The 22354-nt window shown below is 60.8% G+C and carries 16 protein-coding genes and 1 pseudogene; 16 read left to right on the top strand and 1 reads right to left on the bottom strand.

What is annotated here, in order from left to right:
* The first annotated feature begins 86 nt into the window (after positions 1-86).
* The 9 genes from DBY20_07525 to DBY20_07485 all read left to right on the top strand — a co-directional run bounded on the left by DBY20_07525 (position 87) and on the right by DBY20_07485 (position 14420).
* Positions 87-2453 (top strand): dehydrogenase, encoded by a 2367-nt coding sequence (locus DBY20_07525; protein ID PWL78168.1) that lies wholly within the window; start codon positions 87-89, stop codon positions 2451-2453.
* Positions 2454-2455: 2 nt separating this feature from the next.
* On the top strand, positions 2456-2947 hold the full coding sequence (locus DBY20_07520; GenBank protein PWL78167.1) for an oxidoreductase: 492 nt from the start codon (positions 2456-2458) through the stop codon (positions 2945-2947).
* Between the two features lie 273 nt (positions 2948-3220).
* Positions 3221-3649 (top strand): peptidylprolyl isomerase, encoded by a 429-nt coding sequence (locus DBY20_07515; protein ID PWL78166.1) that lies wholly within the window; start codon positions 3221-3223, stop codon positions 3647-3649.
* Between the two features lie 301 nt (positions 3650-3950).
* Positions 3951-6284, top strand: coding sequence for a dehydrogenase (locus DBY20_07510; GenBank protein PWL78165.1), 2334 nt, complete (start codon positions 3951-3953; stop codon positions 6282-6284).
* 132 nt (positions 6285-6416) lie between these two features.
* On the top strand, positions 6417-8741 hold the full coding sequence (locus DBY20_07505) for a dehydrogenase (protein ID PWL78164.1): 2325 nt from the start codon (positions 6417-6419) through the stop codon (positions 8739-8741).
* An 11-nt stretch (positions 8742-8752) separates the two neighbouring features.
* Positions 8753-9100 (top strand): oxidoreductase, encoded by a 348-nt coding sequence (locus DBY20_07500; GenBank protein ID PWL78163.1) that lies wholly within the window; start codon positions 8753-8755, stop codon positions 9098-9100.
* A gap of 264 nt (positions 9101-9364) precedes the next feature.
* Entirely contained in the window at positions 9365-11320 is a 1956-nt protein-coding gene (locus DBY20_07495; GenBank protein ID PWL78162.1) for a hypothetical protein, read from the top strand.
* A gap of 182 nt (positions 11321-11502) precedes the next feature.
* Positions 11503-12321, top strand: a complete 819-nt coding sequence (locus DBY20_07490; protein ID PWL78161.1) for a hypothetical protein — start codon at positions 11503-11505, stop codon at positions 12319-12321.
* Between the two features lie 143 nt (positions 12322-12464).
* Positions 12465-14420 carry a hypothetical protein gene (locus DBY20_07485; GenBank protein ID PWL78160.1) on the top strand — a complete coding sequence of 652 codons (1956 nt, stop codon included), beginning with the start codon at positions 12465-12467 and terminating at the stop codon, positions 14418-14420.
* Positions 14421-14643: 223 nt separating this feature from the next.
* Here the strand turns inward: DBY20_07485 and DBY20_07480 are convergent.
* Positions 14644-15018, bottom strand: a pseudogene (locus DBY20_07480) (hypothetical protein).
* 255 nt (positions 15019-15273) lie between these two features.
* Between DBY20_07480 and DBY20_07475 the strand changes: the two are divergent.
* From DBY20_07475 to DBY20_07445, 7 genes are all read left to right on the top strand, one after another.
* A complete protein-coding gene (locus DBY20_07475; GenBank protein PWL78159.1) occupies positions 15274-15960 on the top strand; it encodes an ABC transporter in 687 nt (228 codons plus the stop codon).
* A 225-nt stretch (positions 15961-16185) separates the two neighbouring features.
* Positions 16186-16692, top strand: a complete 507-nt coding sequence (locus DBY20_07470) for an MOSC domain-containing protein (GenBank protein PWL78158.1) — start codon at positions 16186-16188, stop codon at positions 16690-16692.
* Between the two features lie 57 nt (positions 16693-16749).
* Positions 16750-17685: a cysteine synthase A gene (cysK, locus tag DBY20_07465; protein ID PWL78157.1), complete on the top strand. Its 936-nt coding sequence runs from the start codon at positions 16750-16752 to the stop codon at positions 17683-17685.
* A gap of 165 nt (positions 17686-17850) precedes the next feature.
* Positions 17851-19035, top strand: a complete 1185-nt coding sequence (locus DBY20_07460; GenBank protein ID PWL78156.1) for a citrate transporter — start codon at positions 17851-17853, stop codon at positions 19033-19035.
* A gap of 250 nt (positions 19036-19285) precedes the next feature.
* Positions 19286-20392, top strand: coding sequence for a hypothetical protein (locus DBY20_07455; GenBank protein ID PWL78155.1), 1107 nt, complete (start codon positions 19286-19288; stop codon positions 20390-20392).
* Between the two features lie 77 nt (positions 20393-20469).
* On the top strand, positions 20470-21378 hold the full coding sequence (locus tag DBY20_07450; protein PWL78154.1) for an ABC transporter ATP-binding protein: 909 nt from the start codon (positions 20470-20472) through the stop codon (positions 21376-21378).
* Positions 21379-22305, top strand: coding sequence for a hypothetical protein (locus tag DBY20_07445; GenBank protein ID PWL78153.1), 927 nt, complete (start codon positions 21379-21381; stop codon positions 22303-22305). It begins immediately after the preceding gene.
* Positions 22306-22354: the final 49 nt, after the last annotated feature.

Here is a 22354-nt window from a genome sequence, read left to right as displayed (position 1 = left end):
GCACGCATCGCATACGCGATTTTGGTTATTGCGGTGCGGCCAGGAGGAAAGGCCGTGCCGTTAAGAAGGAGAAGGAGAGTGAAGCAATGGAGTTAAGTGATTACAAGGCCGCTCCAGTAGTGAAGCTGGATTCTCTTGCCGACGTCAATGACATCGGCAAGCCCTGGCGCTACGAGGACGGCGACTACACCGTGACTCGTACCTGCCCGTGGTCGCCTCCGGGATGCCATCCGGTAGGCTGCGGTCTCAAGCTCTACGTCAACGAGGACGGCAGGCTCGAGCACGTCGAGGGCGACGAGAACCATCCCGTCACCCAGGGTCGTCTGTGCCCGAGGTGCATCACGCTGAAGGATTACGTCTACAGCCCTGCCCGCATCCTCACCCCGATGAAGCGTGACCGCTCCCAGCGCGGCAACGCGGATGCCTGGGAGGAGTGCTCCTGGGACGAGGCGTTCGCCATCATCAAGGAGAACTACGAGCGCATCGTCGACCAGTACGGTCCCGAGTCCATCATCGGCATGTCCGGTACCGGCCGCGAGGGCGGCACCATGTCGCTGTATCCCACCATGGTGTTCGGCACTCCCAACTACTGCTACATGCAGTCCGGTTACGCTTGTTACACCCCGCGTCTTGCGGCGGCGGCCTACATCACCGGTTCCACCTACTCCGAGTGGGACTACGCCGGCGCCCTGCCCGATCGCTGGGATGACGAGCGCTACACCCTGACCGAGGTTCTGGTCATGTGGGGCAAGGCTCCGCTCGAGTCCAACCCCGACGGCTTCTTCGGCCATGCGGTCGTCGATGCCATGCGTCGCGGCACCCGCCTCATCCAGATCGATCCGCGCGTCAACTGGCTGTCCGCTCGCGCTGACATCTTCATCCAGCTGCGTGCCGGCACGGACACGGCCCTGGCCATGGCCATGCTCGACATCATCATCAAGGAAGACCTCTACGATCACGAGTTCGTCGAGTACTGGTGCTACGGCTTCGAGCAGCTCGCCGAGCGCGTCGCCACGATGCCTCCCGAGAAGGCCGCCGAGATCTGCCAGGTTCCCGTCGAGAAGATCTACGCAGCCGCGCGCATGTACGCGAAGGCCAAGCCGGCCGCCATCATGTGGGGCCTCGCCGTCGACCAGAAGACCGACGGTATGCAGAACAGCCAGTGCATCATCGCGCTGCAGGCCATCACCGGCAACTTCGACCGCCCGGGCGGCCAGCTCGTCCCCGGTGCCGATGCCGGCCACAACGAGCTCGGCTTCGGCTACAAGGAATGCATCCCCGACGAGCTCTTCCAGAAGATGATCGGCATGGACCAGTACCCCGCGTACTGCAACATGATCCTCAACTCGCAGGTCGACCTCATGCTCGAGGCACTCGAGACCGACAAGCCGTATCCCATCCGCATGGGCTTCTACATGGCTTCCAACCCGCTGTCGAATACCTCGATGGAGCCCAAGCGCTGGCATGACGCCCTGTGCAAGTCCCTCGAGTTCTGCATCGGCATCGACCTGTTCATGAACGCCTCCATCCAGGCGACTTGCGACATCTTCCTGCCCATCGCCACCATCGCCGAGCGCGAGGGTACCGTCTTCACGCACTATGCGCCCTGCACGGTTACCGCTGGCTTCATGCACAAGGCCGTCGACTGCGGTGGCCTGCCCTCCGACATGGAACTCGCCTATCGTCTGGGCAAGTACCTGCATCCGGAGCGCTTCTCCAAGTGGGCCAACGAGCACGAGCTCGTCGAGGCCTTCCGTCTGGGTGTCGAGAACCATGGCGAGACCTTCGACGAGGTTTCCAAGTGCGTCGTCGCCCAGGTGCCCATCGAGTACTACAAGTACGAGAAGGGCCTGCTGCGCCAGGACGGCCAGGTTGGCTTTGCCACCCCGACTGGTCGCGTCGAGCTGTGGTCGACCGCGTACAACCAGTTTGGCGAGGATCCGCTGCCGTACTACATCGAGCCGGAGTTCAGCCCGGTCAGCAAGCCGGAGCTTAAGGACGAGTATCCCCTCATCCTCACGACCGGCGCGCGCACCACGGCGTTCTTCCACTCCGAGAATCGCCAGATTCCCTACACGCGCGAGCTCAATCCCGATCCGCTGCTCGAGATCAATCCCAAGACGGCGCAGGAGAAGGGCATCGCCGATGGCCAGTGGGTGCGCGTCTGGAACATGTTTGGCGAGGCTCTCATGAAGGCCAAGGTTTCCGAGGCCGTGGACGAGAAGACCGTGCATGGACAGCACGGCTGGTGGTTCCCCGAGGAGGAAGGCAGCGAGCCGAACCTCTACGGCACCTTCCGCTCGCAGATCAACAACCTGTGCCCCAACGGCCGCATGGGCAAGCTGGGATTCGGCGCTCCCAACAAGTGCCTGATCTGTAATGTCGAGCCCGTGAGCGAGTCGTATGACACCGACATGAATCTCATCTGGGAAAAATTCGGAAAGCTGGTGTAAATATGGCAACCTACGGACTTCTTATTGATTACGAGTACTGCACGAATTGCGGTTCGTGCCAGGTCTCCTGCAAGGAAGAGCATGGCTACCCGGTAGGCAAGACGGGCATTGCCGTTCATGCCGATGGCCCGTGGTACATCGATGATGACAACATCAACTTCAACTACTTCCCCCTGCCGACGGATCTGTGCGACCTGTGCAAGGATCGCACCGAGCGTGGCCGTGAGCCCATCTGCGTGCATCACTGCCTCGCCAACATCCTCTATTACGGCACAGTCGAGGAGCTGTCGAAGAAGCTTGAGGAAAAGCCCAAGCAGATGCTCATCGTTCCGCAGTTCATGCCGCGCGAGGCCAAGGGCGAGTTCGTCCATCAGGAGAACGCGACCGATGCGCACAAGGCAGCGGCCATGGAGGTCACCGGCACTGGTGCTTCGACCTTCGGTGCCCACCGCGCAGACGCCAAGGTTGGCGAGTACGAGGAGGACGCCGTCTAGACGACGATCCGAATCGCAACGGACTGGGACAAATGGACAGGTCGTTTGTCCCAGTTCGATACGCCTGCGGTTTCGAGGGGGCGCCCGAATTATCGGGTCGCCCCCTTGGGGGCTGCTGGGAAGAAGGGGACAGACCCTTATACGCCAGGTGGTGATAGGGGGATAGACCCTCCCCCGATTGGACCCCCGGTTGTCATTTCGGGCGTAGCGCAGCGAAGTCGAGAAATCTTGGAGAGAAGGGGACAGACCCTCGATTGTCTGGAAGGGGAGCACATGGAAGAGAACCGAGTCGGCAAGGTTGCCTACATTCGTTATGAGGGGGGCATCCTCGGCGAACGCCACGTCGACAAGCACCTGGATGAGCCGCTTGCCGTGCGCATTGGTGCGGGCCGCGTGGTCAAGGGCATCGATGACGCCCTTCGCACGATGGAAGTCGGCGAGAGCGCCACTCTCATCATCCCTCCCGAAGAAGGCTATGGAGATGCTGACCCCAAGCAAATCAAGTGGTATCCCCGCTCAATCATTCCGCATGGGTACGAAATCAAGAAAGACACGATGATCATGTGGGAGAGCGCCGATGGACTGGCCAAGCGCCCCGCCATGGTGGTGGACGCGACCGAGGACACGGTGAAGATTGACATGAACCATCCCTACGCGGGCAAGACGCTCGAGTATTGGGTTGAGCTTGTCGACCTTCAATAGGGAGCGGACGCGATGTGCTATCCATGCACGAACTGTGGGCGCTGTGGAAAGTTTGATCCCAGCAGCCCGTTGTACACACCCCCGCCAAGCATTCCCTGTCTGAAATGTGGCGGCACTATCGATGCGGCGACCGGCATTTGCGACAGCTGCGGCGATCAGGCCTTCGTGCCGACAGGCGGCATGATGGCGAGTGCCAACAGCCTGCGTCCCGACGCCGTTGGCAACAAGGGGACAGACCCCTCGTTGTCAAACGACGCCGATGGCAACAAGGGGACAGACCCTTTCGAGGAAGGATCACCTCATGAAACTGTTTAAAGGTCAGGGCACGGCCGACCTCGGCAAGCCGTGGCGCTTCGAGGAGGACGGCCTCACCGTCACCCGCGGTTGTGCGTGGTCTCCTCCGGGATGTCACCCCGTCGGCTGCGGAATCAAGACTTACGTGAACTCAAACGGCGAGCTCGTACGCATCGAAGGTGACGAGAACCACCCGGTCACAGGCGGTCGTCTGTGTGTGCGCTGCCTGACCATGCGCGACTACGTCTACAATCCCGACCGCGTGCTCTACCCGATGAAGCGCGCCCGCGAGGACCGCGGCAAGAACAAGTGGGAGCGCATCACCTGGGATGAAGCCTTCGACACGATTGCCGAGAAGGTCGCTTACTACAAGGAAAACTACGGGGCTGAGTCCATCCTCATGCAAGGCGGCACGGGCCGCGAGGGTGGCCCCATGCTTCCCGCGTACGCTCAAGCTGCACTCGGCACGCCGAACGCCTCGCAGCCCCTGAGCGGATACTCATGTTACATCCCGCGCGTTGCGGGCACGACCTACGTTACCGGCGTGGCATACCCCGAGATGGACTACGCCGGTGGCCTGCCCGGCCGTTACGATGATCCGGCCTTCACGCTGCCGAAGCTCATCGTGTTCTGGGGCAAGGATCCGCTGCCCACTAACGGCGACGGGCTCTTCGGCCACGCCGCCATCGACATGATGCGCCGCGGCTCCAAGCTCATGAGCATCGACCCACGCGTCAACTGGGTCTCGACAAGAGCGGATTGGCACCTGCGCCTGCGCCCCGGCACCGACGCCGCCCTCGGCATGGCCATGCTCAACGTCATCATCTCCGAGGACCTCTACGACCACGACTTCGTCGAGAAGTGGTGCTACGGCTTCGAACAGCTCGCCGAGCGCGTCAAGGAGATGCCCGTCGAGAGGGCGGCGGAGATCACCGGTGTCGATGCTGGCCTCATCGCCGAGGCCGCTCGCGTCTACGCCGCGGCCAAGCCCGCGCAGATCGCCTGGGGCCTTGCCATCGATATGAAGTCAAACGGCATGCAGGCGGGCCATTGCATACTCGCCCTCGAGGCCATTACCGGAAACATCGACGTGCCCGGCGGCCAGCTCGTCGGCGACGTCAACGACGGCCTCGAGCTCGGCTTCGGCTGGAACGAGCTCGGCCTCGAGCTCCAGGGCAAGATCTTGGGCCTCAAGCGCTATCCGGCGATGGTGAGCTTCGTCCTCAACGCGCACTGCGACATGGTGCTCGACACGCTCGAGACGGGCGAGCCCTACCAGTTCAAGATGGCGGGCTTCGAGGACTGCAACGGCCTGGCTGGCACGGATTGCGCTCAGCCCCAGCGCTGGCATGATGCGTACCAGAACCTCGAGTGGTGCTTCGGCATCGACGTGTGGCTCACGCCGACGATCCAGGCGACTTGCGAGCTGTTTCTGCCGCTGTCCTCGACCGTCGAGCACGACAGCGTGGTCTACAGCCATTACGGCGCATCTCCCATCACGATGGGCGCCATCAACAAGTCCATCACGGTGGGCGAGGGCAAGGGCGATGCCGAGATCATGTACGAGATAGGTCGTCGCTGCATGCCCGTCAACTTCGAGCGCTTCAAGAACTTCTACGAGTTCCTCGAGTATTACCGTCTCAACGGCAAGACGACGTTCGAGGAGCTGCGCGAGGAGGTCGTACACCAGAAGACCGAGACGCTGTCCTATCGCAAGTACGAGACGGGCAAGCTGCGCCCCGACGGCATGCCCGGCTTCAACACGCCGACCGGGCGCGTCGAGCTCTACTCGACGATGTTCAGGCAGTTTGGGGTCGATCCGCTGCCCTTCTACGAGGAGCCGCAGCTTTCGCCGGTCTCCACTCCGGAGAAGATGGAGGAGTACCCCTTCGTCCTTACCACGGGCGCTCGTACGTATTGCTACTTCCATTCCGAGGGCAAGCAGATTCCGTACCTGCGTGAGATCAACCCCGATCCGCTCATCGAGATCAATCCGCAAGATGCCCTCGAGCTTGGAATCGCAGACGGCCAGTGGGTGCGCGTGAGCAATCCCTTTGGCTCGTGCGTGCTCAAGGCCAAGGTCACTCAGACGGTGTATCCGGGTCTCGTCATGGCGCAACACGGCTTCTGGTTCCCCGAGGAGGATGGCGAGGAGCCGCATCTCTACGACGTGTGGCGCTCCAACATCAACTTGCTCATGCCTCACTTCTACGTGGGCGAGCTCGGTTTTGGTGCGCCGTATAAGTGCCTGATCTGCAAGGTCGAGCCCATCGAGGAAAGCTACGACACCGACATGCAGGCTATCTGGAATCGCTATAGCCAGCTCGTCGTGCCGGAATAGGGAGGGGGATAGACCTGTCATTTCGAGCGAAGCGGCAATAGGGGGACAGACCCCCAAGCGCCACCGCAGGTGGGAAGAAGGGGACAGACCCCAAACGCCACCGCAGGTGGGAAGAAGGGGACAGACCCCTACATGTCAAAGAAACAGAGAGGAAGGGAAGGAAACGTGACCACGACAGCAAAAATCGATAGCGGTATCGAAGACTTCAAAAACGACCTGGGCAAGCCCTGGCGTTACGAGGAGGACGGCTATACCGTCACGCGCGCCTGCGCCTGGTCGGCGCCGGGCTGCCATCCGGTTGGATGCGGCGTTAAGCTCTACGTGAACAAGGACGGCATCCTCGAAAAGGTCGAGGGCGACGAGAACCAGCCCATCACACAGGGGCGCCTCTGCATGCGCTGCCTGACCCTCACCGACTTCACCTATCATCCGGACCGCGTCATCTACCCGATGAAACGCGCCAAGGAGGATCGCGGCAAGGACAAGTGGGAGCGCATCACCTGGGACGAGGCCTACGACATCATCGAGGAGAACATCCAGGGTCTCAAGGAGAAGTACGGCCCCGAGTCCATCGTCGTCTTCGGTGGCACCGGTCGCGAGGGCGGCCCAATGTGCGGCCCTTACGGCGCGGCCATGATCGGTACGCCCAATGCCTGCTACACGCAGTCCGGTTACGCCTGCTACATCCCGCGCGTTGCCGCTGGCACCTATGTTGCTGGCGTGACCTACCCCGAGATGGACTACGCCGGCGGCTTGCCCGGACGCTATGACGATCCGATGTACAAGATTCCCGAGGTCATGATCACTTGGGGCAAGGAGCCGCTTCCCTCCAACGGCGACGGTTTCTTCGGCCACGCCGTCATCGACGTCATGAAGCGCGGCAGCAAGCTCATCTCGATCGATCCGCGCTCCAATTGGCTCTCCACGCGTGCGGTCTATCACCTGCAGCTGCGCCCTGGTACCGACACGGCTCTTGGCATGGCGATGCTCAACATCATCATCTCCGAGGACCTCTACGATCACGACTTCGTCGACAAATACTGCTACGGCTTCGAGCAGCTCGCCGAGCGCGTGAAGACCATGACTCCCGAGAAGGCGGCCGAGATCTGCGACCTCGACGTTGACGACATCTACGGTGCAACCCGCATGTACGCCTGCGCCGACAATGCCGCAATCCTGTGGGGACTTGCCACCGACCAGAAGGCCAACGGCACTCAGTCAGGTCACACGATCATCGCACTCGAGGCCATCACCGGCAATCTCGACATTCCCGGTGGCCAGCTGCTCGGTGATGTGAGCGACTCGCTCGGCGACCTCGGCTTCGGTTGGAAGGAGCTCGGTCCGGAGCTGCAGAACAAGATCATCGGCCTGTACGAGTATCCTGCCTATGTCGGCATGGTTCTCAACTCGCACGCCGACCTCACGCTCGAGGCCATGGAGACGGGCGAGCCCTACGAGATCCACGGCGGCTTCATCGCGTCGACCAACCTGCTTGCCGGCACCTGCGCCGCCCAGCCCAAGCGCTGGCATGACGCCATGGTCAAGCTCGACTTCGTCTTCGCGGCCGATTGCTGGATCACCCCGACCGTCCAGTGCTGTGCCGACGTCATCCTGCCGCTCGCGACCTACGCCGAGCGCCAGTCCATGGTCGGCACGCACTACGGCGCATCGCCCAACATGCTCGGTGCCGTCGTCGACGCCGTCAAGGTTGGCGAGACCAAGGGTGACCTTGAGATCCAGTACGAGCTTGGCTGCCGCCTCAACCCCGGCACCTACGAGCGATTCAAGGATTTCGAGGATTTCCGTGCCGAGTTCCGCCTCGGTAACCTCGGCATGAGCTACGAGGAACTGCGCGAGAAGGTCGTCGTCCAGCGCAACGTGAGCTACAAGAAGTACGAGACGGGCAAGCTGCGTCCCGACGGCAAGCCCGGCTTCAACACGCCGACCGGTCGCGTCGAGCTCTACTCGACCATGTACAAGCAGTTCAACGAGGATCCGCTGCCATACTACGAGGAGCCGCAGCGCTCTCCGGTGTCGACGCCCGAGCTCATGGAGGAGTATCCCTTCGTGCTCACGACCGGCGCCCGCACCTACGCGTACTTCCATTCCGAGGGAAAGCAGATTCCGCTGCTGCGCGAGATCAATCCCGATCCGTTGCTCGAGATCAATCCCAAGGATGCGGAGAAGCTCGGCATCATCGATGGCGAGTGGGTCAACGTCGAGAACGAGTTCGGCAAATGCGAGCTCAAGGCCAAGGTCACGCCCATCGTGAAGGAAGGCGTCGTGCATGCTCAGCACGGTTGGTGGTTCCCCGAAGAGGACGGAGAGGAGCCGCATCTGTTCGGCGTGTGGCGCTGCAATATCAACGAGCTCGTACCGCATAAGTTCGTGGGCAAGCTCGGTTTTGGCGCGCCGTTCAAGTGCCTGCTCTGCAAAGTCGAGAAGCTGAACAAATAGGAGGGGAAACCATGAGAAACGGACTGCTGATTGACTACGAGTTCTGCACGGGCTGCCAGTCCTGCGAGGTCGCGTGCCAGAAGGAGCATGGGTTCGAGGCTGGCACCTGGGGTATTCGCGTCCTTGACGAGGGCCCCTGGGAGGTCGATGCGAAGACCATGAACTGGAACAAGATTCCCACGCCCACGACGTTGTGCGACCTGTGTGCCGAGCGCGTGCAGAAGGGCAAGCTCCCGAGCTGCGTGCATCACTGCCTTGCGGCTGTCATGAAGTTCGGCCCAATCGACGAGTTGGTGAAGGAGATGGACAAGAAACCCAATCAGGTTATGTTCGTCCCCGGACCGTATATCTGCAAATAGCATCGTGCGTGGGGCCGGGTCTTGTACCCGGCCCCATTGCATCGCCGCAGGTGGCAACAAGGGGACAGACCCCCGGCGTTGTCATTTCGAGCGAAGCGAACGAAGTGAGCGTAGTCGAGAAATCTCGGTTTACGCTCCGCTAGCAGCGACGGGGAAGATTTCTCCACTCCGGCGCTTCGCGCCTCCGGTCGAAATGACAAAAGGAGCTACGGCAACAAGGGGACAGACCCCCGGCGTTGTCATTATAGGAGAGCAACCGAAGGGATGGATATGGCGTCTTTTAACGATTACGAGTACGTGTTTACGCCGCTCAGGGTAGGTAGGCAGGTACTCAAGAACCGCATTATCTTTTCGCCCATGGTTTCTGATTACACGACCGCAAATGGCGAGCCGACGCAAGGTTACATTGACTTTGTCGAGGAGCAGGCCAGGACGGGCGCGGCGCTCATCACGCTGGGAGCGACGCCGGTCAACTGGGACACTGCCCCCGATTATCCTGCCGAGCTGAACGTCACCGAGGATACGCGCATCAATGGCTTGGTGCTGCTGTCCGAGGTTGCGCATCGCCACGGGGCCAAAATTTCCGTCGAACTCGTCCATGCCGGCCGCGGCGTGCATCCCGAGCTCATCCAGAGCGAGTACGGGCTTGCGCCCACGCCGCTGCCCATTCCGGGGCAGTACCCGTATCTCAAGGAGATGGAGTTCCGCGACATGGAGAACATCATCGCGGACTATGTCGATTGCACGGTGCGCCTCAAGAAGGCCCAGTTCGACGGCGTAAACATTCACGCCGCACATGGCAACCTGATTGCGGCGTTCCTTTCGCCGCTCACCAATCACCGAAACGACAACTTCGGCGGCAGTTTCGAGAACCGTTGCCGTTTCCCGTTGATGCTGCTCAAGGCCGTACGCGAAGCCGTCGGTGACGACTTCATCCTTGACATGCGCATCAGCGGCGACGAGATGGTCGATGGCGGCATGGAGGTCGAAGAAGTCATCGAATTCCTCAAGCTCGCGCAGGAATACCTCGACATGGTCAACATCTCGGCCGGCCTCATCGTCGATTGGCGTGCGCAGTTCTTCACGATGCCGCCCTACTACCAGCCGCATTGCCTCAATAGGGAGCTGTCGCGCAAGGTCAAGGAATGCAAGGAAATCACCATTCCCGTCTCCGTCGTCGGCTGCATCACCAATATCGACGAGGCCGAGGACATCATTGCGAGTGGGGCTGCCGATGCGTGCTACATCGCGCGTGCCCTGCTGGCCGACACCGAGATTCTCAAGAAGTCGTATCGCGGCGAGCCCGAGACGGTGCGCCCCTGCCTGCGTTGCCATTCGTGTGCGGCAGGCGGCGGCAACCACATGTCGTGTGCCATTAACCCGCAGCTTGGACGCGGTTATCGTTACTGGGAGATTGTGCCGGCGGCCAAGAGCAAGAAGGTCGTCATCATCGGCGGCGGTCCGGCTGGCATGATGGCGGCGCAAACCGCGATCAGACGCGGTCACGAGGTCGTGCTGTTCGAGAAGTCCGCATCGCTGGGCGGTGCGCTCAACGACATCAACAAGCTACCGTTCAAGAGCGATTTGCTGAAATATACGGAGTGGGACGTCAAGCAGACGATGGAATGTGGTGCTGACGTGCGTCTCAACACCGAGGCGACCCCCGAGCTCATCATGGCCGAGAAGCCCGATGCGCTCATCGTCGCGCTGGGCTCCGTGCCGGTCAATCCGCCCGTTCCCGGTCTCGACCGCGACAACGTGTATGGCGTGCGCGATGTCGATTCCGGACGCAAAAAGGTGAGCGGCAAAGTCGTCGTCTGTGGTGGTGGCGCGAGTGGCTGCGAGTCCGCGCTGGCGCTTGCCATGGAGGGCTGCGAGGTCACGCTCGTCGATCGCGTTCCGCTCGACAGGTTTGCCGCCGGCATGATTCACATCACGCGCGGCATGTTGATGGCGCTGCTTGAGGAATACAAGGTCCGCATTCTCGATGACCGTAACGTCGAGGCCATCGACGATGATGGCGTACACGTGCAGGACAGGGATTGGCGTCGCGAGGTCATTCCCGCCGATTACGTGGTCAACGCCATGGGAATACGCCCCGTCGCGCCCGACCAGTTCCGCGAGCTCATTCCCGAGACGTACGTTGTGGGTGACTGTGCGGACATCGGCACTATCAAGAAGGCGAATCACAGCGGCTTTGACGCAGCACTCGAGGTGTAAGCGCGCAGATGACAACAAGGGGACAGACCCTCCTGCATCATCGCAGTTGGCAAGTAGGGGACAGACCCTCCATTGTCGGGCATGGCAAGTAGGGGACAGACCCTCCCTTGTCATTTCGAGCGAAGCGAAGCGGAGTCGAGAAATCTCGGCAAAAAAGGGACAGACCCCGGAGAGGAACGATCATGGACAAGATTATCATCGAACCTATCACCAGCATGAAGAACGCGTTTTCCGTTGCCGGCCAGAACGTTGTCATCACCGGCGGCAACCGCGGTCTGGGACGCGGCATCGCGCAGGCGTTCGCTGAGTGCGGCGCCAACGTCGCCATCCTGTGTCGAAACGAGGCTTCCGGCAACGAGGCCGCAGAGCAGCTCCGCCTGCTCGGGTCGCGCGCCATCGCCGTGAAGTGCGACGTGGGAGACTTCGATTCGGTACTGAGGGCCAAAGAGGTCGTCGCCAGCGAGTTCGACCATATCGACACGTTGGTGAACAATGCCGGTATCGACGGCAAGCACGGCGTCTTCGACGATGCGCGTCTCGAGGAGTTCAAGCGCGTCATGAACGTCAACCTCGATGGCGTCGCGGCCATGATCCAGGTCTTTGGCCAATGGATGATGGACGAGGGCCGTGGTGGCGAAATCATCAACATCTCGTCGATTGGCGGTCAGGCCATCGGCGACCCGCGCGCACATCCCATGCCTTCATACAACGCTTCGAAGGCCGCCCTCGATCACCTCACGCGTCACCTGGCGATCGTCATGGGCGACTACGGCATTCGCGTCAACTCGATTGCGCCCGGTCCCACGCATTCTGACCTCGATGCGGGTCTTCCGCCGTCGATTACGGAGTTCATCGACGTGACGATGCCGATGCATCGCTTTGGCGAACCGCTCGAGATTGGTGCGTTGGCGGTCTTCCTGGCATCGCCTGCCGCCGCGCAGATCACGGGTGTCGTCGCCAATCACGATGGCGGCACCATGTGCGTCGGCCTGACGTTCTAGTGGCAATAAGGGGACAGACCCTCTCGCATCGCCGCAGGTGGCAAGAAGGGGACAGACCCCCGTTTCCCTCACCTCCCCAGTGCGTGTGAGTTGCAAGGGTCTGTCCCCCTCGCGCCATCGTCGTAGAATTGAGGAGTACATATATGCCGAGTTTCAATAATTTCCCTCACATCTTCACGCCGATTAAGATTCGCAATTTCGAGCTGAAGAATCGTCTGGTTTTTTCGCCGGTCGTCTCGGGTCATGCAGGTGTTGTCGATGGTCAGGTTACCGAGGCGCTCGTGCAGTTTCTCGGCGCCCAGGCTCGCAGTGGCGTCGGCATGGTCACGATCGGCGCATCGCCCGTCGACCAAGGCCGTGCACGTGACTTCTTCGGCAGCCTCTCCGTCTGCAAGGACGAGGACATTCCCGGCCTGCATCGCCTTGTCGAGGAGGTGCATCGCTACGGCGCGGCGATTTCGTGCGAGATCCTGCATGCGGGGCGTATCGCGCAACCCAATGCGCTTGCCGGTCGCAAGGCCTGGGTGCCGTGGCTCACGCCCGATATGGACCCCGAGCTGTTCGAGGAGGCTACCGAGGAGCAGATGAACGAGGTCATCGACCTCTTCTGCAAGGCGGCCGTGCGTCTGCGTGACGCGGGTTTCGACATGGTGCTCATCCACGGCGCGCATGGCAACTTCGTGAGCGCGTTCTTCTCGCCACTCACCAACCAGCGTACGGACGAGTACGGCGGATCCTTCGAGAACCGCATGCGCTTCCCGCTCAAGCTCGTCAAGGCCGTGCGCGAGGCCGTGGGCGATGATATGGCCATCGACTTCCGTATCAGCCAAAACGAATACGTCGAGGGCGGCACCACGCTTGAGGACGTCATCACCTTCCTCAAGGCGGCCGAACCCTATATCGATGATGCGAATCTCTCGGGCGGCTGGATTTTCGACCCGGTCTACGTCAAGTACATGATGCCGGGTTACCCGCAGGAGCTGTGCCTCAACATCCCGCGCACGGCCATCGTCCACGAGCAGCTCGACATCCCCGTGACTTGCGTCGGTAACATCCCCAACATCGAGACTGCCGAGCAGATTCTGGCCGAGGGCAAGGCCGACATCGTCGCCTTCGCGCGCAACATCCTTGCCGATATGGACCTGGTGAACAAGGCGTATCGTGGCGAGGAAGACACTATTCGCCCGTGCCTGCGCTGCATCGAGTGCGCGTCGCGTCCCGCCGTGGGCGGCGGCGTACGCTGCTCGGTCAACCCGCAGCTTGGTCGCGAGCTCTACTATCGCGAAATACGGCCGGCGCTTACCAAAAAGAAAGTGGTCGTCATCGGCGGTGGTCCGGCGGGGATGATGGCGACGCAAACCGCCGTCAAACGCGGCCACGACGTCGTACTCTTTGAGCGTGATGAAGAGCTTGGAGGCCGTCTCAAGGAAGCATCGGTCCTTTTCTGCAAGGAGCCGTACCACAAGCGCTATCTCGCCTGGGACAAGCGTGCAACGCTCGAGAGCGGCGCGGACATCCGGCTGGGTGTGGAAGCAACGCCGGAGCTTGTCATGGCGGAGAATCCCGATGAGGTCATTGTCGCCATTGGTGGCGAGCACATCTGCCCACCCATCCCCGGCGCCAACGGAGACAACGTCATCACGGTGACCGAGGCCGACCTGGGCCTGGCACCCATTGGCAAGCGCGTCGTCATCGTGGGTGGCGGCTTTTCCGCGCTCGAATGCGGCATCCAGCTCACCTACGAAGGTCATGAGGTCACGGCCATCGATGCGCTGCCCGAGGACAAGCTCTGGCGCGAGGTCATGAACGAGCTACGCAGCGGTCTCATCGAACTGCGCGATCGTTATGGCGTACAGCTCGTTGACGAGGCCATGGTGAAGGAGATTCGCGAAGGGTCCGTCGTGTACACACGTGGTGGCGAGGATTTCGAGATTCCAGCCGACACGGTCGTCATGGCATGCGGCTTGCGTCCGAATAAGGAGCTCGTGCAGCAGTTTGTGGAGATGATGCCGCAGGTCACAGTCGTGGGTGATGCGCGCAAGACGGGCAACATCTTCTCGGCGAACATGAGCGCCTTCGATGTGGCGGTAGAACTCTGACAACAAGGGGACAGACCCTTCCGCATCGCCGCATGTGGCAAAAAGGGGACAGACCCCTGCTGGTGCAGGTGGCGATAAGGGGGCAGACCCCTTCTGGAATGGCGGGGACAGGCCCTCGGGTCCGTCCCCGTGGCGCCCGCGCGCAAAAAGCGGCCACCTCTAGGGTCGGGCGACGTCGCGCGCGCAAAAACGGCGCAAGCCTAGGCAGGCGGCGCGGCAAATCCTAGAGAAGCGGCAGATACGCGCACCCGGCCCCCGCAAATCCTAGAGATGGCGGCTTTTTGCGCAAGCAGGCGGCCATTCGCGTATGGGAAGATGGGGATGGAAGATGGGGACAGACCCCCGATTGTGACTCTCGATTGTCGGAATACATCCTGCAGCATTGGCAGAACGTTCCCTCGAGCGGCATGTCGAGCAGCTCGGTTACGGGCATGTCAAGCGTCGCGACGATAAGCTTCGTTATGTCGATATCCGGCGTGGTCTCGCCGGTCTCCCAGTGCGAGATGGCCTGGCTGGTGATGTAGAGACGCTTGGCGAGCTACCGCTTGATCATTCCGTGGGCCTCGCGGTGCTGCTTGATGGATTTACCTATCGGCATGGTGATTCTCTTTGTCGGATGTCCAGGTCATTACAGCATGACTGCGCGCGCGGAGTAAAGAAACGCTCCGCTGCGTCGGGCCGTGTTCGCGAGCAAGACCCGAGGTGCCAAATTGGCATTTCGCTCACAATCGAACGGGCTCGTATCGATGTCATCTCAGCCGTGGTATAGTTGTTCTAGCATCTCGCGCTTGACGCGAGGGCAGCCAAGCGCGCGGGGATGTCCCCGCGCATTTTCTTTATCAGGAGGGTGGGAGTGTCGGGTACTCTGAGTGCGTTTTTTGATGAGTGTGGCCAGGAAAATAAGTCCCAGTCTGACACCAAGTACTACCTCCTCACGGTTGTGCTTCATGACCAGCAAGATTCCATCGACAGCCTCATCACAAACTATGAGACGAACCTGTGCGAGTCGTCGCTGCCTGATGTTCCGTTTCATGCATATGATCTTCAGCATAGGCGCGGCGGATATGCGGGCCTCGAATTCGAAACCCGCAAGAAATTGTTTGCTAGATTCGAAGGGTTTATTCGCAAGTTGCCAGTAACGTACAGGACGTTCATCTATCGTCGTCCCGAATTCAAGACTGCGAAAGCTTTGTCCGAGCGCATGCAGCGCGATTTATCGTCGTTCATTCGAGATCATTACTCCGAGTTCCAGCTGTACGCAACGGTTGCGATTTATTACGATGGTGGTCAAGCCGCTGTCGGTGCCGCCATTCACCGTGCATTTGACGAGACGCTATCGACCAACACCGCCGACTACAAGCGCCTGCGGTACCAAGAACGCCGTCTTGCCCAGGCCGCTGACTACTTCTGCTCGATGGAGCTCGCTGCCCAGCGCTATGCCGACCATGAGGAGACCAATACCTATATCAAGCTCTTTGGTGGTCACCGCTCCTTCAAGGCCAATCACCTCAAGCAGATGCGTAAGAAGCTACATCGCTAACTGGCATCTCCAGCCTAATCACTTGTCCTCTGCGGCATTTCGGAGCAGACTCCTCATTGCCGCTTGCATATTCTCTATTCCCTTCTGCGAATAAAGCGCTATACTCACCTCACGCCATGATTTGCCCGAAGGCCGTCGTGCAGCGGCCCAGGGAACACCCATTGGTTGCACCGGGTGCATCGAGGTGGCGCACGATGCATCGTCTCTCGTAAAGGAGCGTGCAACATGGGCACCGTCAAAGCCGTTTGCACCAGCGCCGTCAAGGGCATCCAGAAATCCGAGCAGCAATACGTAGACCTCATTCCCGACTGGGGAATCGAGGACGACGCACATGCCGGCTCATGGCATCGTCAGGTGAGCCTGCTCGGCTACGAGCGCATCGAGGCCTTCAAGGAACTCGGCGCCGATGTGCAGAACGGCTCGTTCGGCGAGAACATCATCGTCGAGGGCTACGACCTCAAGAGCCTTCCAGTCGGCACGCGCTTCCAATGCGGCGATGGCGTCCTCGAGCTCACGCAGATCGGCAAGCAGTGTCACAAGCACTGCGCGATCTACCACAAGATGGGGGATTGCATCATGCCCCGCGAAGGCGTGTTTTGCCGGGTAATCAAAGGCGGTCGCGTCTGTGCGGGCGACGCCTTCGACATCATTGGCGAGGTACCCGCTGCCTCTTCGTACGACCCCTACGATATCCACGCATCGCGCCCCAAGACCTCATCGGCGGTCGCCTAATTGGTACTAGAATGCACGTATAGATATCGGTAATCACGAATAGGGGAGGAGTATCCCATGCGCGTATACAAAAACGTTTTTGAGCTCATCGGCAACACGCCGCTTGTCGAGCTCACCAACTACGAGAACAACCATGGGCTGGATGCCAAGCTCATTGGCAAGGTGGAGTATTTCGAGCCGGCTGGTTCGATCAAGGATCGCATTGCCAAGGCGATGCTCGACGAAGCCGAGGCAAACGGTCTGCTCGACGCTGATACGGTCATCATCGAGCCCACGAGCGGCAACACCGGTATCGGCCTTGCCGCCATCGCCGCCGCCCGCGGTAACCGCATCATCATCACCATGCCCGACACCATGTCCGTCGAGCGCCGCAAACTCATGCGCTCTTACGGGGCCGAGCTTGTGCTCACGCCCGGTGCGGACGGGATGAAGGGCGCCATCGCCAAGGCCGAGCAGCTTGCCGAGGAGATTCCGAACTCGTTCATTCCGTCGCAGTTCACCAATCCCGCCAACCCGGCCATTCACTATCGCACGACGGGCCCCGAGATCTGGGAGGCCACGGACGGCGAAGTCGACATTCTCGTCGCGGGTGTCGGTACCGGCGGTACGATCAGCGGCACGGGTGCGTATCTGAAGGAGCAGAACCCGAACGTGCGGGTCGTGGCCGTTGAGCCGGCGGGGTCCCCCGTGCTCTCCGGGAGTTGCGCGGGCCCGCACGGCATCCAGGGCATCGGTGCCGGCTTCGTGCCCGAGACGCTCGATACGGATGTGTACGACGAGGTCATCGCCATCACCAATGAAGAGGCCTTCGAGACGGGTCGTGAGCTTGCCGCACATGACGGGCTGCTCGTCGGCATCTCATCGGGTGCCGCTGTGGCCGCTGCGACAAAGCTCGCGCAGCGCCCCGAAAACGCCGGCAAGAACATCGTGGTGATTCTGCCCGATACCGGCGAGCGCTACCTCAGCTCCGCCATGTTCGATTTCGCCGAATAGGCAGGTCGCGGCAAGGCGATACTTCGAAATTGAAAAAAGTGAGAATTAAAAACTAAAAATACTGGGAATTAGGACCTGAAAACACGGGATTCTAGTTGCCTCGCTTATAATGGCGCCCGGAAATCTCGAAGGGGGGAGGGCTTCGTGCGCCTGCGATACCGGTTGATGCAGCTGCTGCGCAGGCACTGGATGCTTGGCACCGCTGCCTTCGTCGCTCTCGTCTCCATGTTCTTCGTTCCGCCTGATGAGGCGTACCTCGGCTACTTCGATTGGAAGACCATCGGCTGCCTGTTCTGCGTGCTGGCCGTCGCGAGCGCCCTGCGAAACGCAGGCGTCTTCGACTGGGCCGCCCGCGCCGCCATCGCGCGTTTTGCGAGTCCGCGCACGCTCGCGATGACCCTTGTGCTCGTCACGGCCGTGTTCTCCATGGCGTTCACCAACGACGTGGCGCTCGTCATCATGCTGCCGCTCTCGGTCGCCGCGCTCGTCGAGTTCGGCCAGCCGCGCCTCGTGCCCGCCGTCTTCGCGTTGCAAGCGATCGCGGCCAACCTCTGCGGCATGGTGACGCCGTTCGGAAACCCGCAGAACATCTACCTCTACTCCTACTATCACGTCGAGCTAGGCGAATTTCTCAGGACGATGGCCCTGCCGTTCGCCCTGTCCGTGGTGGGCATCATCTTCGCAACCTGGCTCATGACGAGGAGAGGCGCTGCCGGGGGCGATGGCGCAACGACGCAGCTGCAACAAGCCATGCCGAACAAGGATGCCGTGGCCCCCGCGACCTCGGCCGTCATGCTCGACCGACGGCGGCTCGCCGTCTACGTGCCGCTCTTCGTCATCGCGCTGCTCGCGGTCTTTCGCGTGATTCCCTTCGGCATTGCTGTCATCATCGTCATCGTGACGCTTCTCATCTTCGATCGCGATGCACTGCTCAAGGTCGACTATCCGTTACTCGCCACGTTCCTTTGCTTCTTCGTCTTCGCGGGAAACATGGCGCACATCCCGGTGCTGGAGGAAGTGCTCCAACCGCTCATGGGACAGTGGGGCTTGCTCACGTCCGCTTTGACCAGCCAGGTCATCAGCAACGTGCCGGCCGCGGTGCTGCTCTCGCACTTTACCGACGCGTGGCAACCGTTGCTCATCGGCGTGAACATCGGGGGAGCGGGCACCTTCGTGGGATCGCTCGCGAGCCTCATCGCGATTCGCCACTTTGCCATCGCACGCACGATGATCCCGCGCCTGCGCGAGCCGGATGCGCCGGACACGGCGTCCTTCCTCCGCCTCTTCGGCATCGTGAACGGCGTGTTCTTTGTCGCGCTACTCGTCATCTGTCAGATTGTGCTGGGCTAATACGGCAAGCTGGTAACAAGGGGACAGACCCCTGAACCCCGGGCTAATACGGCAAGCTGGTAACAAGGGGACAGACCCTCACTCACCGACCCTCGTGCTCTCGCCCATGTTAGTACAACACGCCGATTACCGTCAGTCGTCCACCATCAGCATCACCCTAATAGAAACAATTCGCATTTAGCTAGTTGCATCAATCCAATATATGCTATAGTCCCTTGCGCTGTGTCATTACTCATGAAAGGAAGTCCACATGAAAATGGGCAAGAAGATCGGAGCGCTGGTAGCCGCCCTCGCCATGAGCGCGTTGCTGGCACTGGCCCTCGTCGGCTGCAGCAACTCCGGTAGCCAGGAGAACACCGACTTCATGGAAAAGGGCGATGGCGAGCATCTGGTGTGTGCCGTCACCGGCAAGCTCATCAAGATCGCTCCGGCCATCCTGGCCGACCAGCTCGGCTACTTCGAGGAGGAGGGCTGCGACGTCGAGTTCCAGACCGTCGCCCTGGCAGACGCCATGGCCTCCATGTCCGTGAACAAGCTCGACATCGACTTGTTCGGCATCGTGCCGGCATGCTCCTATGTCTCGCAGGGTACGCCGATCTACGTGTTTGGCGGCACCATCCTCAATGGTTCCGAGTTCATTTCCACGACCGCCTTCGATCGCGAGCTCAAGACCGCCGAGGACTTCCGCGGTCTCAAGATTGCCTGCTCCCGTGAGGAGAGCGGTCAGATTTACCTGAAGGCGTATCTCCAGGACAACGGCCTCGAGCTGGGCAAGGATGTCGAGTTCGAGTACGTCGATAACGCCACAACCGCCCTCGAGGGTCTGCGCTCTGGCCAGTGCGACCTGTTCATCTGCAATAACGCGCAGGGCTACACCTACTCCACCACCATGGACGACATCAAGGTGCCGGCCGTCCCCGCCGACATCACCGGCGATTACCCCTGCTGCCGTCAGAACTGCTCGGACGATGCCTACCACAACAAGTTCCAGTCGCTCGTCGACTTCGAAGTCGCCCTCATCCGCGGCTATGACTATTACCTCAACAACAAGGAAGACGTCATCAAGCGCATGGTCGACTACTCCGCCCAGTCGCCCGATTACGTCGAGGCGGCCCTCTATGGCACCGACGAGTATCGCAACATGATGGATCTCTCGCCCGATCCCCACACCAACGAGATCGTCCAGTACTACAAGGCCATGCTGAGCATCGGCGAAATCGAGGGCGACCCCAACGCCATGGATCAGTACGCCACGAGCGAGGTTTACAAGCGCGCGCTCGACCGCCTGGTTTCGCAGTATCCCGACAACCAGACCTACCAGAAGCTCGCCGCCGACTTCGATATCTACAACAGCTAGGATTGATCGCGGCCTGACCATAAGGATGGCCTCCCAAGGACGGCCCTGCCTCGTGCGGGGCCGTCCTTCCCATACGCATGCGAACCAAGAAGATGGAGGTGACGATGAGCTCGCTCGAAATGATTGACGTGTCCTACGCCTATCCCGACGAGGTGGACAAGTTCAAGACGCGCAAGCACCGTCACGTGAGCGTCGAGGACATACCCGAGGAAGATCTCGTCCTCAAGCATCTGAACCTGCACGTCAAGGACGGCGAGTTCCTGTGCCTGGTCGGGCATTCGGGCTGTGGCAAGTCAACCACGCTGCGCATCCTCGCCGGATTGCAAAAGCCCCTGGGCGGCAAGATCTTCATCGGCGACGAGCCACTCGACGGCCCTGGCATGAATCGCTCCGTCGTTTTCCAGAACTACGCGATCTTTCCTTGGATGAAGGCGAAGCAAAACGTCGAGTTCGGCATTCACCAGGCTGCAGTCGAGCTCGGGCGCGACCTCACGAAGGCGCGCATAGCCGAAATCGCCGACGAGTACCTTGCCAAAGTCAACATGACAAAGGCGGCCGACCTCTACCCCTACCAGCTTTCCGGTGGCATGCAGCAGCGCGTGGCCATTGCCCGCGCGCTTGCCATGGATACCGAAATCCTGCTGTTCGACGAGCCTTTTGGCGCCCTCGACATCAAGACCCGACGTGAGTTGCAGGGCCTTATGGAGGGGCTGTGGATGTCGGACGCGTCGCGCAAGACGGCCATCTTCGTCACCCATGACGTCGAGGAGGCGTTGCTTTTGGCCGACCGCGTCGTGTTCATGAGCGGCGGGCGCTTCATCGACGAGTTCACGCTGGACATCCCACGGCCGCGCGATCCTGAGGCCTTCTTCGAGAGTGACGTGTACAAGGAACGTCGCGCGTATCTCATGGAGCTCTTCTACGCCGCCGAGGAGACCAAGCTCGACCAGGCCGACCGCGAGCGCGTTTACGAGGATGTGATATAGATGCCGAGAAAGATCAAGACGCACCTGGTCATCTCCCACGTGCTGCTGCTCGCCTTGTTGGGGATCATCTTCCTCATGCCCAACACGCGCACCAACGTCGCGCCCGTGACCGGCGAGATCATCGCAATCTGCTGTATTGAGTTCCTCTACCTGCTCGCCCTGGTTCTGGGACGCCGCAAAGACCCCATGCCCGAAGGGTCGTCCGACATCATCTTGATCGTATGGGTGATATTCATCGCCTGGGAGCTGGTCGGACCCAAGCTGGGCATCGCGCACAACGTGCTCATTCCCTCGCCCGAAAACGTGTTCAACGTCTTCGTGGAATATAGCGGGGAGCTTGCCATGAACGTGGTGTCCTCGTTGGAGCTCCTGCTCAGCGGTTATATCCTGGGTACGGTCCTGGGCGTCATCCTGGGCATCATCTGCGGATGGATTCCGCGCCTGCGCGCGATCTTCTATCCCATTGCCAACGTGTTTGCGCCGATTCCGTCGGTCGTGTTCACGCCGTTTCTCGTCATCATCATGCCGACGTATCGCTGGGCGGCCATCATGGTCATCCTCATCGGCGTGTTCTGGCCGCAGTTCCTGAGCATGATCTTGCGCGTGGGCTCGCTGCCGGCGGCGATCGTGGACAACACCCGCGTGCTCATGGTCAATACGACCACGATGATCATGAAGGTCATCATCCCGTATATCATTCCCGACATCCTCAAGGGACTGCGCGTGTCGCTCACCACGGGATTCCTCATGCTCATGTATGCCGAGAGCTTCGGCGCCAAATCCGGCATCGGGTACTGGATCTCCAATGCCAACGTGTTCGCGAACTACGCCAACATCTACGCCGGCATCATCACCTGCGGCATGACGGTCACGGTGCTCAACTACTTCTCGGGCTGGCTGCAGAAGCGGTTCACCACCTGGCATTAGGAGGCTGGCGGTTCCCGGGGGACAGACCCCTTGGTTCCTGGGGGACAGA

The sequence above is a fragment of the Coriobacteriia bacterium genome (assembly GCA_003149935.1).
Classification (GTDB): domain Bacteria; phylum Actinomycetota; class Coriobacteriia; order Coriobacteriales; family QAMH01; genus QAMH01.
This window is presented reverse-complemented; position numbering and strand designations above follow the sequence as displayed.

Coding starts and splice junctions, on each gene's coding strand:
- DBY20_07505 (PWL78164.1), top strand. CDS start 6,417: ATGTCAAAGAAACAGAGAGGAAGGGAAGGAAACGTGACCACGACAGCA.
- DBY20_07485 (PWL78160.1), top strand. CDS start 12,465: ATGCCGAGTTTCAATAATTTCCCTCACATCTTCACGCCGATTAAGATT.
- DBY20_07445 (PWL78153.1), top strand. CDS start 21,379: ATGCCGAGAAAGATCAAGACGCACCTGGTCATCTCCCACGTGCTGCTG.
- DBY20_07515 (PWL78166.1), top strand. CDS start 3,221: ATGGAAGAGAACCGAGTCGGCAAGGTTGCCTACATTCGTTATGAGGGG.
- DBY20_07495 (PWL78162.1), top strand. CDS start 9,365: ATGGATATGGCGTCTTTTAACGATTACGAGTACGTGTTTACGCCGCTC.
- DBY20_07500 (PWL78163.1), top strand. CDS start 8,753: ATGAGAAACGGACTGCTGATTGACTACGAGTTCTGCACGGGCTGCCAG.
- DBY20_07450 (PWL78154.1), top strand. CDS start 20,470: ATGCGAACCAAGAAGATGGAGGTGACGATGAGCTCGCTCGAAATGATT.
- DBY20_07455 (PWL78155.1), top strand. CDS start 19,286: ATGAAAATGGGCAAGAAGATCGGAGCGCTGGTAGCCGCCCTCGCCATG.
- DBY20_07520 (PWL78167.1), top strand. CDS start 2,456: ATGGCAACCTACGGACTTCTTATTGATTACGAGTACTGCACGAATTGC.
- DBY20_07490 (PWL78161.1), top strand. CDS start 11,503: ATGGACAAGATTATCATCGAACCTATCACCAGCATGAAGAACGCGTTT.
- DBY20_07510 (PWL78165.1), top strand. CDS start 3,951: ATGAAACTGTTTAAAGGTCAGGGCACGGCCGACCTCGGCAAGCCGTGG.
- cysK (PWL78157.1), top strand. CDS start 16,750: ATGCGCGTATACAAAAACGTTTTTGAGCTCATCGGCAACACGCCGCTT.
- DBY20_07470 (PWL78158.1), top strand. CDS start 16,186: ATGGGCACCGTCAAAGCCGTTTGCACCAGCGCCGTCAAGGGCATCCAG.
- DBY20_07460 (PWL78156.1), top strand. CDS start 17,851: ATGCAGCTGCTGCGCAGGCACTGGATGCTTGGCACCGCTGCCTTCGTC.
- DBY20_07525 (PWL78168.1), top strand. CDS start 87: ATGGAGTTAAGTGATTACAAGGCCGCTCCAGTAGTGAAGCTGGATTCT.